The 8,916-nt window shown below is 72.6% G+C and carries 7 protein-coding genes; 5 read left to right on the plus strand and 2 right to left on the minus strand.

Annotated elements, in window-relative coordinates; genetic code table 11:
• Positions 1-28: 28 nt before the first annotated feature.
• Complete coding sequence (locus OO54_RS28050) at positions 29-1,783, plus strand: acetyl/propionyl/methylcrotonyl-CoA carboxylase subunit alpha (RefSeq protein ID WP_033207763.1); 1,755 nt, start codon at positions 29-31, stop codon at positions 1,781-1,783.
• A 103-nt stretch (positions 1,784-1,886) separates the two neighbouring features.
• On the plus strand, positions 1,887-2,432 hold the full coding sequence (locus OO54_RS28055; RefSeq protein WP_033207764.1) for a TetR/AcrR family transcriptional regulator: 546 nt from the start codon (positions 1,887-1,889) through the stop codon (positions 2,430-2,432).
• A gap of 123 nt (positions 2,433-2,555) precedes the next feature.
• Here OO54_RS28055 and OO54_RS28060 read toward each other — a convergent pair whose 3' ends face one another.
• Positions 2,556-3,476 carry a DeoR/GlpR family DNA-binding transcription regulator gene (locus OO54_RS28060; protein ID WP_017239760.1) on the minus strand — a complete coding sequence of 307 codons (921 nt, stop codon included), beginning with the start codon at positions 3,474-3,476 and terminating at the stop codon, positions 2,556-2,558.
• A 225-nt stretch (positions 3,477-3,701) separates the two neighbouring features.
• A complete protein-coding gene (locus OO54_RS28065; RefSeq protein WP_033207765.1) occupies positions 3,702-5,141 on the minus strand; it encodes an NAD(P)H-quinone dehydrogenase in 1,440 nt (479 codons plus the stop codon).
• Between the two features lie 217 nt (positions 5,142-5,358).
• On the opposite strand from OO54_RS28065, the gene OO54_RS28070 reads away from it, so the two are divergent.
• The 3 genes from OO54_RS28070 (at position 5,359) to OO54_RS28080 (ending at position 8,647) form a co-directional block, all read left to right on the plus strand.
• Positions 5,359-5,796, plus strand: coding sequence for a gamma-glutamylcyclotransferase family protein (locus OO54_RS28070; RefSeq protein WP_017239758.1), 438 nt, complete (start codon positions 5,359-5,361; stop codon positions 5,794-5,796).
• A gap of 169 nt (positions 5,797-5,965) precedes the next feature.
• Positions 5,966-6,769 (plus strand): purine-nucleoside phosphorylase, encoded by an 804-nt coding sequence (locus tag OO54_RS28075; protein WP_033207766.1) that lies wholly within the window; start codon positions 5,966-5,968, stop codon positions 6,767-6,769.
• 225 nt (positions 6,770-6,994) lie between these two features.
• Positions 6,995-8,647 (plus strand): phospho-sugar mutase, encoded by a 1,653-nt coding sequence (locus OO54_RS28080; RefSeq protein ID WP_033207767.1) that lies wholly within the window; start codon positions 6,995-6,997, stop codon positions 8,645-8,647.
• Positions 8,648-8,916: the final 269 nt, after the last annotated feature.

An 8,916-nucleotide genomic window follows, 5' to 3' on the forward strand; every position in this document is an offset into this window, starting at 1 on the left:
CTCAGCTTGTTTCAAGGAGGGAGCCATCGTGCGCAAGGTGCTCATCGCCAACCGTGGCGAAATCGCTGTCCGTGTGGCCCGGGCGTGCCGGGACGCGGGTATCGGCAGCGTGGCCGTGTACGCCGATCCGGACCGGGACGCTCTGCACGTCCGGGCGGCCGACGAGGCGTTCGCTCTGGGCGGTGACACTCCGGCGACCAGTTATCTGGACATGGCCAAGGTGTTGCAGGCCGCGAAGGACTCCGGCGCGGACGCCGTCCACCCGGGCTACGGCTTCCTCTCCGAGAACGCCGAGTTCGCACAGGCGGTCCTGGACGCCGGTCTGATCTGGATCGGCCCGCCGCCGCAGGCGATCCGCGACCTCGGCGACAAGGTGGCGGCGCGTCACATCGCGCAGCGCGCCGGCGCCCCGCTCGTCGCCGGTACGCCCGACCCGGTGTCCGGCGCCGACGAGGTCGTCGCCTTCGCCGAGGAGCACGGCCTGCCGATCGCGATCAAGGCCGCCTTCGGTGGCGGCGGTCGCGGCCTGAAGGTCGCCCGGACCCTCGAAGAGGTCCCCGAGCTGTACGACTCCGCCGTCCGCGAGGCCGTCGCCGCCTTCGGCCGCGGCGAGTGCTTCGTCGAGCGCTACCTCGACAAGCCGCGGCACGTCGAGACGCAGTGCCTCGCCGACTCGCACGGCAACGTGGTCGTGGTCTCCACCCGTGACTGCTCGCTCCAGCGCCGCCACCAGAAGCTGGTCGAGGAGGCGCCCGCGCCGTTCCTGACGGCCGAGCAGAACGCGGAGCTGTACGCGGCGTCGAAGGCGATCCTGAAGGAGGCCGGCTACGTCGGCGCCGGCACGGTCGAGTTCCTCGTCGGCACCGACGGCACGATCTCCTTCCTGGAGGTCAACACCCGCCTCCAGGTCGAGCACCCGGTCACCGAAGAGGTCACCGGCCTCGACCTGGTCCGTGAGATGTTCCGCATCGCCGACGGCGAGGAGCTCGGTTACGGCGACCCCGCCGTGCGCGGTCACTCCTTCGAGTTCCGCATCAACGGCGAGGACCCGGGCCGCGGCTTCCTGCCCGCCCCCGGCACCGTCACCGTCTTCAACGCCCCCACCGGCCCCGGTGTCCGTCTGGACGCCGGTGTCGAGTCGGGCTCGGTCATCGGCCCGGCGTGGGACTCGCTCCTCGCCAAGCTGATCGTCACCGGTGCGACCCGCGAGCAGGCGCTCCAGCGCGCCGCCCGCGCCCTGGCGGAGTTCAAGGTCGAGGGCATGGCGACCGCGATCCCGTTCCACCAGGCCGTCGTCGTCGACCCCGACTTCACCGCCGACCCGTTCCGCGTCCACACCCGGTGGATCGAGACGGAGTTCGTCAACGAGATCAAGCCGTTCGCCCCCGCCGGCGGCGAGGCGGACGAGGACGAGGGCAACCGCGAGACGATCGTCGTCGAGGTCGGCGGCAAGCGCCTCGAGGTCTCCCTGCCGTCCTCGCTCGGCATGACGCTGGCCCGCACGGGCCTCGCGGCGGGTGCGAAGCCGAAGCGGCGCGCGGCCAAGAAGTCCGGCCCGACCGCCTCCGGCGACACCCTCGCCTCCCCGATGCAGGGCACGATCGTCAAGGTCGCGGTCGAGGAGGGCCAGGAGGTCAAGGAGGGCGACCTGATCGTCGTCCTGGAGGCCATGAAGATGGAGCAGCCGCTGAACGCGCACCGCTCCGGCACCGTCAAGGGGCTGAACGCCGAGGTCGGCGCGTCGGTCACCTCCGGTGCCTCCATCTGCGACATCAAGGACTGACGTCGCACCCAGTACGGTACGAAGGGCCCGCAGGCAGCCGCCTGCGGGCCCTTCGGGCATGCCGTGTCCCGCGGATCGGGCCGGACCAGGGGAGGCCATCACCATGCGAGCCGACGCGCGCCGCAACCACGAGCGGCTGCTCACCGAAGCCCGGGCCGCCTTCGCGCGACAGGGCACCGACGCGCCCCTGGAGGAGATCGCGCGGCGCGCGGGCGTCGGGATCGGCACGCTCTACCGTCACTTCCCCACCCGGGCCGAGCTCCTCAACGCGGTCTTCCAGGAGGCCCTGGCGGAACTGCTCGACCGCTCGCGGGATCTGGCGGGGGCGGACGCGCCGTGCCGGGCGCTCGTGGAATGGCTGCGGGCCCTGATCACCCACGCGGTCGAGTACCGGGGGCTCGCGCACGCGCTGATGTCCGCCTCGTACGACCGGAGTTCGGCCCTCGCCCGGTGCAGCGATCCGCTGCGTGCGGCGGGCGAGCGGCTGCTCGGGCGCGCCCAGGAGGCGGGGCAGGTCCGCGCCGACGTGTCGATCGGCGACCTGATGCAGCTGACCAACGCGATCGCGCTGGCGGCGGAGCAGTGCCCGGAGGACACCCTGCTCGCGGATCGTCTCCTCGCCCTGACCCTGCGCGGCCTCAAGGACTGAGCGGCTCGCGCCGGCCCTGCGGGGACTCACGGCCGAGCGGCTCGCGACGCCACCGGACCACCGGGGGTTTCCTGCCGTGCGCGCGGAGGGCGTGGGACCCCTGGGGGAGGGTCCCTCGGGGCCTCAGCGGCGACGCATGTCCGCGACGCGCGCGGTGCGCTCCATCGTCTCCGCGGCCATCGCGCCGCCCGGGCCCCGGTACTGCCCGGCTGCCATCCGGCCCCGCTGGACCGGGAGGGGCATGTCACGGCGGGGCCGGGCGCCCGGAGGGTGCTGGTCGCCGCCGCCCTGGCCCTGGCCGGTGCCTGCGACGGCGATCTGCACGCCCTGGTCGGCGAGGGCCTGGAGCTCGGTGGCGGCCCGGTCGTCGTGGGCCGGGGGCTCGTCGGTGACCAGCCGGGTGATGACGTCCGTCGGCACCGTCTGGAACATGGTGTCGGAGCCGAGCTTGGTGTGGTCGGCGAGGACGACGACCTCCGCCGCCGCCTGCACCAGCGCCCGGTCCACGCTCGCGGAGAGCATGTTGGACGTGGACAGGCCCCGCTCGGCGGTGAGCCCGCTTCCGGAGAGGAAGGCCCGGGAGACCCGCAGCCCCTGGAGGGACTGCTCGGCACCGCTGCCCACCAGCGCGTAGTTGGAGCCGCGCAGGGTGCCGCCGGTCATGACGACCTCGACCCGGTTGGCGTGGGCGAGGGCCTGGGCGACGAGCAGGGAGTTGGTGACCACGGTCAGACCGGGCACGCGGGCGAGCCGGCGGGCCAGCTCCTGCGTGGTCGTCCCGGCGCCGACGACAATGGCCTCGCCTTCTTCGACGAGGCTCGCGGCGACGTCGGCGATGGCCGTCTTCTCCGCGGTCGCGAGATGGGATTTCTGCGGGAAGCCGGATTCTCGCGTGAATCCACCCGGCAACACCGCACCGCCGTGGCGGCGGTCGAGGAGTCCTTCTGCCTCGAGCGCCCGTACGTCTCTCCGTACGGTCACTTCCGAGGTCTGGACGACGCGGGCGAGCTCGCGGAGCGACACGGCCCCATTGGCTCGCACCATTTCGAGGATCAACTGACGACGTTCTGCAGCGAACACGAAACTGACAGTAACGTGACCGGCCGATACTTTTCAGCACTATGCGCCGAATTGCAGAAGATGCGCACGGACGGGGCCTCCAAGTGGTATGGGAGGCCCCGTCGTTGGTTGATCTATGCCCCGCCTTGCCGGGGGTTGTCCGAGTCGGCGAACCGTTCCCGCAGGCGGGAGCGGGGCCGGCCGGGGGTGTTACGCCTCGTCCGCCGACTTTCGGGTGTGCAACTGCCGTGCCACTTCCGCGATCGAGCCCGACAGGGAGGGGTACACGGTGAAAGCATTTGCGATCTGTTCGACCGTCAGATTGTTGTCGACCGCGATCGAGATCGGGTGGATCAGCTCGCTCGCCTTCGGGGCGACGACACAGCCGCCGACCACGATGCCGGTGCCCGGGCGGCAGAAGATCTTGACGAAGCCGTCCCTGATGCCCTGCATCTTCGCACGGGGGTTGCGCAGCAGCGGCAGCTTGACGACCTTGGCGTCGATCTTGCCCGCGTCCACGTCGGCCTGCGTGTAGCCGACGGTGGCGATCTCGGGGTCGGTGAAGACGTTCGACGAGACCGTCTTCAGGTTCAGCGGGGCCACCGCGTCGCCGAGGAAGTGGTACATCGCGATACGGCCCTGCATGGCGGCGACCGAGGCCAGCGCGAAGACGCCGGTGACGTCGCCGGCCGCGTACACGCCGGGGGCGCTGGTACGGGAGACCCGGTCGGTCCAGATGTGACCGGAGTCCTTCACCTTGACCCCGGCCTCCTCCAGGCCCATTCCGGCCGAGTTCGGGATCGCGCCGACCGCCATCAGGCAGTGCGTGCCGGAGATGACCCGGCCGTCCGAGAGGGTGACCTCGACCCGGTCGCCGACCCGCTTGGCGGACTCGGCGCGGGAGCGGGCCATGACGTTCATGCCGCGGCGCCGGAACACGTCCTCGAGGACGGCCGCCGCGTCAGGGTCCTCGCCCGGCAGCACCCGGTCGCGGGAGGAGACGAGGGTGACCCGGGAGCCGAGCGCCTGGTAGGCGCCGGCGAACTCGGCGCCGGTGACGCCGGAGCCGACCACGATGAGCTCCTCCGGGAGCTCCTTCAGGTCGTAGACCTGCGTCCAGTTCAGGATGCGCTCGCCGTCCGGCTTGGCGTCGGGCACCTCGCGCGGGTGGGCACCGGTCGCGATCAGCACGGCGTCCGCGGTGAGCGTCTCCTCCGTGCCGTCGGCCGCGGTGACGATCACCTGGCGGGAGCCGTCCACGGCCTGCCGGCCGGAGAGCCGGCCGCGGCCGCGCAGCACCCGGGCGCCGGCCCGGGTGACGGAGGCGGTGATGTCGTGCGACTGGGCGAGCGCGAGGCGCTTCACGCGTCGGTTGACCTTGCCGAGGTCCACGCCGACGACGCGGGCGGCCTGCTCGACGTGCGGGGTGTCGTCCGCGACGATGATGCCGAGCTCCTCGTACGAGGAGTCGAAGGTGGTCATCACCTCGGCGGTGGCGATCAGGGTCTTGGAGGGGACGCAGTCGGTCAGGACGGACGCGCCGCCGAGGCCGTCGCAGTCGACGACGGTCACCTCCGCGCCGAGTTGGGCGCCCACCAGGGCCGCCTCGTATCCGCCGGGTCCGCCGCCGATGATCACGATCCGGGTCACTGGGATCTACGCCTCGCGCTCTCGTTCTGCCGGGGGGTCCCCCCGCTGGGGTGCAGTGCGTACACCATTGTCCCGCACGCTTCAAGTGCGTACCCCATTCTCCCGCACGCCCCGCGCTGCCTCACGTCGGGGCACCGTAGGGGTGTCGCGAGGCCTCCGCACGCCCGCCACCTCGGAGTTCGCCGGGCACCCCGCCCGCTCCCGTACTCTCGGTGCCATGTCGCTCTACGCCGCTTTCGCCGGCAACCTCGACGCGCGGCTGATGAGCCGCCGCGCACCGCACTCCCCGCTGCGCGGCACCGGCTGGCTGAACGGCTGGCGGCTCACCTTCGGCGGTGAGCAGATGGGCTGGGAGGGAGCGCTGGCCACCATCGTGGAGGCCCCCCGCTCCCAGGTCTTCGTGGCGCTGTACGACATCGCGCCGATGGACGAGGACTCCATGGACCGCTGGGAGGGCGTGGGCCTGGACATCTACCGGCGGATGCGGGTGCGGGTGCACACGCTCGACGGCGAGGAGCCCGCCTGGGTCTACGTGCTCAACGCCTACGAGGGCGGCCTGCCGTCCGCGCGGTACCTGGGCGAGGTCGCGGACGCGGCCGAGTCGGCGGGCGCGCCGCACGACTACGTGATGGAGTTGCGCAAGCGTCCCTGTTGATCCGCCCGGGAGGGTCGGACCCGCCCGTTCGTCGGAAACGACAAGACAACGATCGCATGTCCGTCAGCATCGTCATCTACGCGCGTAGGCATTCTCCGGCTACGCTTCTTCGCGTACCAAATCCGTCCGGGGCCCCCCTCGGACTCCCCTCCCCGAGGCGAGAGAGTCAGTGAACGCAACTGCCACCCCGTACGAGGCCGCCGAGGCCGCTGCCGCACGACTTCGCGAGCTGACCGGAGTCGACAACCACGACGTCGCCCTCGTCATGGGCTCGGGCTGGGCGCCCGCCGTCGACGCCCTCGGAGCCCCCGAGGCCGAGTTCCCGGTCACCGAACTCCCCGGCTTCCCGCCGCCGGCCGTCGAAGGACACGGCGGCAAGGTCCGCTCGTACAAGATCGGCGACAAGCGCGCGCTGGTCTTCCTGGGCCGCACCCACTTCTACGAGGGCCGGGGCGTCGCCTCCGTCGCCCACGGCGTCCGCACCGCCGTCGCCGCCGGCTGCAAGACGATCATCCTCACCAACGGCTGCGGCGGCCTGCGCGAGGGCATGCGCCCCGGCCAGCCGGTCCTCATCAGCGACCACATCAACCTGACGGCCGCCTCCCCCATCGTGGGCGCGAACTTCGTCGACCTCACCGACCTGTACTCGCCGCGCCTGCGCGCGCTGTGCAAGGAGGTCGACGAGACCCTCGAAGAGGGCGTGTACGTCCAGTTCCCCGGCCCGCACTACGAGACCCCGGCCGAGATCAACATGGTCCGCGTCATGGGCGGCGACCTCGTCGGCATGTCCACGGTCCTGGAGGCCATCGCGGCCCGCGAGGCCGGCGCCGAGGTCCTGGGCATCTCGCTCGTCACCAACCTGGCGGCGGGGCTCTCGGGCGAGCCGCTGAACCACGAGGAGGTCCTCCAGGCGGGCCGTGACTCGGCCGCGCGGATGGGCGAGCTGCTGACGCGGGTCCTCGACCGCATCTGAGACCCGCGTCCCTTCCCGACACCGGGGCTCCGCCCCGGACCCCGCGCCTCGATCGCCGGCGGGGCCGGACCTCGCCCCCCGGGCGGAAACCCGGCCCGCCCGGCGTTCGGGGGCACGGCCGCAGGCCGTACGGGGGTCCGGGGGCCCGCCCCCAGTTCGGGAAGGGGCGGGGTGGGGAAGAGAAACAGCCCCGCCCTCCCGCCCGCACACCCCGAAAGGCACACCGTGACGCAGGACGACCTCCTCACCCGGGCCCAGGCTTGGCTCGCCGAGGACCCCGACAGCGAGACCCGCGAGGAGCTCGCGAAGCTCATCGACGCCGGAGCGACCGACGAGCTCGCCGCCCGGTTCAGCGGCACGCTGCAGTTCGGCACGGCCGGGCTGCGCGGTGAGATCGGCGCAGGGCCGATGCGGATGAACCGCTCGGTGGTGATCCGCGCGGCCGCGGGGCTGGCCGCGTACCTCAAGGCGAAGGGGCAGACCGGCGGCCTCGTGGTGATCGGCTACGACGCCCGCTACAAGTCCGCCGACTTCGCCCGTGACACCGCCTCCGTGATGATCGGCGCCGGGCTGCGCGCCGCCGTCCTGCCGCGCCCTCTGCCGACGCCCGTCCTCGCGTACGCCATAAGGCACCTGGGTGCCGTCGCCGGTGTCGAGGTGACCGCGAGCCACAACCCGCCGCGGGACAACGGCTACAAGGTCTACCTGGGCGACGGCTCGCAGATCGTGCCCCCCGCCGACGCGGAGATCGCCGCCGAGATCGCCGCGGTGCGCTCGCTGCACGACGTGCCGCGTCCGGAGACCGGCTGGGAGACCCTCGGCGACGAGGTCCTGGAGGCGTACCTGGAGCGTACGGACGCGGTCCTGACGCCCGGCTCCCCCCGGACCGCGCGGACGGTCTACACGGCCATGCACGGCGTCGGCAGGGAGGTCCTGACGGCCGCGTTCGCCCGGGCCGGCTTCCCGCCGCCGGCGCTCGTCGCCGAGCAGGCCGACCCGGACCCGGCGTTCCCGACGGTCGCCTTCCCGAACCCGGAGGAGCCGGGTGCCATGGACCTCGCCTTCGAGGCGGCCCGGGCCGTGGCCCCCGACATCGTCATCGCCAACGACCCGGACGCCGATCGCTGCGCGGTGGCCGTGCCGGACGCGTCCGTCGAGGGCGGCTGGCGGATGCTGCGCGGCGACGAGGTGGGCGCGCTGCTGGCCGCGCACCTCGTGCGCAAGGGCGCGACGGGCGTCTTCGCCGAGTCGATCGTGTCGTCCTCGCTGCTCGGCCGGATCGCGGAGGCCGCGGGCGTCGGCTACGAGGAGACGCTGACCGGCTTCAAGTGGATCGCCCGCGTCGAGGGACTGCGGTACGGCTACGAGGAGGCGCTCGGCTACTGCGTCGACCCCGAGGGCGTCCGCGACAAGGACGGCATCACGGCGGCGCTTCTCGTCACCGAGCTGGCCTCGGTGCTCAAGGAGCAGGGCCGCACGCTCACCGACCTCCTCGACGACCTGGCGGTGGAGCACGGGCTGCACGCAACGGACCAGCTGTCGGTGCGGGTCGAGGACCTGGGGATCATCGCGAACGCGATGGCCGCGCTGCGCGAGCGGCCGCCGGTCGCGCTCGCCGGGCTCACGGTCGTCTCGGCCGAGGACCTGACGAAGGGCACCGAGTCGCTGCCGCCGACGGACGGCCTCCGCTACCACCTGGAGGGCGACTACAAGGCCCGGGTCATCGTCCGCCCGAGCGGCACCGAGCCCAAGCTCAAGTGCTACCTGGAGGTCGTCGTCCCGGTCGCCGACGCGGGCGAGCTCTCGACGGCCCGCGCCACGGGCGCGGAGCTGCTCGCCGCGATCAAGCGGGACCTCTCCGCCGCCGCGGGGCTGTAGGACACGCCGGAGGGCCGGTACGGAAGCGATTCCGTACCGGCCCTCCGGCGTCTCGGCGCTGCGGCGTCCGGGCGTGTCGGCGTGACGCGCCCGACGGGACCGGGGGTGCCCGGCCCGGCCGGACAGGCCCTGCGGGTGTCGCGGACCCGGCCATGATCCGCCGGGCAGGCCCTAGGCCGTGTTTTAGAACTCGCTGACCTGCCTGGTTGGCCGTCCGGGGAAGTCGCGGGCGGCCATCCAGATAGTCAGGTCGCGGGCGATGTCGTTGA

Origin of the sequence: Streptomyces wedmorensis, assembly GCF_000716445.1 — a bacterium.
Taxonomy (GTDB): Bacteria; Actinomycetota; Actinomycetes; order Streptomycetales; family Streptomycetaceae; genus Streptomyces; species Streptomyces wedmorensis.

What these genes read in the sequence shown, in the direction of transcription:
- OO54_RS28055 (WP_033207764.1), top strand. Translation starts at nt 1,887, where the DNA reads ATGCGAGCCGACGCGCGCCGCAACCACGAGCGGCTGCTCACCGAAGCC.
- OO54_RS28060 (WP_017239760.1), bottom strand. Translation starts at nt 3,476, where the DNA reads ATGGTGCGAGCCAATGGGGCCGTGTCGCTCCGCGAGCTCGCCCGCGTC.
- OO54_RS28070 (WP_017239758.1), top strand. Translation starts at nt 5,359, where the DNA reads ATGTCGCTCTACGCCGCTTTCGCCGGCAACCTCGACGCGCGGCTGATG.